Origin of the sequence: Streptomyces brasiliensis, assembly GCF_014647875.1 — a bacterium.
Taxonomy (GTDB): Bacteria; Actinomycetota; Actinomycetes; order Streptomycetales; family Streptomycetaceae; genus Streptomyces; species Streptomyces brasiliensis.
The window spans coordinates 1-1,812 of record NZ_BMQA01000198.1 but is presented as its reverse complement, the minus strand read 5'-3'; the positions used below and the strand labels follow the sequence as shown (position 1 = coordinate 1,812).

Sequence of the window (1,812 nt, the reverse complement as noted above, 5' to 3'; positions counted from 1 at the left end):
GCATCCGGCGGTTCGTCCAGCTGATCTCAGGCGGACTTCTGACGGGACCATGAGCCCTTGAAGGGCTTGTATCCCTGGGCTTCCCAGTAGGCCTTGTTCATGCCCAGCTCCAGTGGCGCGATCTTGGAAGTCCTCCAATGCCGCGTCCCTCCAAGACCCTGGGCGCCGAGCATCTTCTCCTCGATGCCGAGCCCTCGGAGGTTCGTCGCCCTGTTCCGGGCGGTCTTCCACTGTCTCCACTGGGCCTGCCGTAACCTGCGGCGGGTCCACTCGTCGATCTGGTCGAACACCTTCGGAGAGTCCGCGAGGCCGAAGTAGGCGACCCATCCGACCGAGAACCGGTTGAGCTTGTCCAGTCGGTGGGCCATCGACACACCCCATGTCCGGGAGGTGAGGCGCCGGACTGTGCCCTTCAGCCGCTTGACGGCCTTGCGGTCCACCCGGATCTTCACCTGCCCTTTGGTGAGGTAGTAGCTGAACCCCAGGAGCGACGTCCACCAGACGGGGCACGCCGTGGACTTCTCCTCGTTCACCTTCAGCTTCAGGGTCTTCTCAATGAAGCCCGTAACCGAGGCGAGGGTCCGTTCCGCCGCTCGCTTGGAACGAACGAAGATCATCACATCGTCCGCGTACCGCACGAACCGGTGTCCACGCTTGAAGAGTTCGCGGTCCAGGTCGTCCAACATGATGTTGGACAGCAGCGGAGAGAGCGGGGAGCCCTGTGGCGTCCCTTCCTCCGAAGCCACGACCATCCCGTCGGCCATGATGCCGGCCTCCAGGTATCGGCGAATCAACTTCAGGACCTTCTTGTCCCCCACCCGGCGAGCCACACGCGCCATCAGCGCGTCGTGGTTCACACGGTCGAAGAACTTATCCAGATCCAGGTCCACGGCCCAGCGGTTCCCGTCCTGGACAGCGCGGCGACCAGCCCTTACGGCTTGGTGTGCCGACCGTCCCGGTCGGAATCCAAACGACGCCCCGGAGAAATGAGGGTCGAATACGGGCACGAGGGCCTGCGAAATTGCCTGCTGGATCAGGCGATCCAGCACCCGTGGGACACCTAGCATCCGCTCCCCGCCGTTCGGCTTAGGGATGGTCACCCGACGAACGGGAGCGGGTCTATATGTCCCCGCGTCAAGCTCAGCCCATACTTTGGGCCAGTTCTGGGCGATCCACGGCCGCAATTCCTCCGTGGTCATTCCGTCGATGCCGGGGGCACCCCGGTTTGCTTCGACGCGCCTGAGCGCCGCGAGCAGGTTCTCCTTCGAGAACGCCGTCTCCCACAGGGACGGTTCGCGGTGATCATTGGTCCGGTGGTGCGCCGTCTGGTCACTGCGCTCCTCAGGCAGGGCAGCCGTATGCACCGGTGCCTCTACCTGGGGATCTGCCGAAGCAGGCTTGCAGCGGTCATCGTGACCTGAGCGAGCAGACACCCTTCCTCCGATCCACTAAACGTTCGGTCCTTCCCAAGTCCTTGTCGGCCTACTGCCTACCCGCCTCGGTACTACGACCTCTGCTGACTTCTGTCCGGTAAGTCCAGCCCCTTTCGGGACCGAGCTGTCACAATCGGGGCCGTCGCACCCTTACAGGCGACACCCGGACAGACCTCCCCAGATAAGAACAGCAACTTTCCCCGGACGCCTGCCGTATCTACGTTGCGGCCTTCTTGGTGAGAACGGGCTTCGTCGCAGTCAGCCGACTTACCCAGTCCGCCCCGCCTAAATACGGTTCGTGTACCTCAGTGCCCGGTTTTGCCTCCGGCTTCCTCCGGACCCCGCCTCGCGGCGACGCCCTTGCCCTCGGCTATCGAGT

General features: G+C 63.7%; 1 protein-coding gene. It reads right to left on the bottom strand.

What is annotated here, in order from left to right; genetic code table 11:
- Window positions 1-26: 26 nt before the first annotated feature.
- Window positions 27-1,364 carry a group II intron reverse transcriptase/maturase gene (gene ltrA, locus IEZ19_RS49650; RefSeq protein ID WP_229841742.1) on the bottom strand — a complete coding sequence of 446 codons (1,338 nt, stop codon included), beginning with the start codon at window positions 1,362-1,364 and terminating at the stop codon, window positions 27-29.
- Window positions 1,365-1,812: the final 448 nt, after the last annotated feature.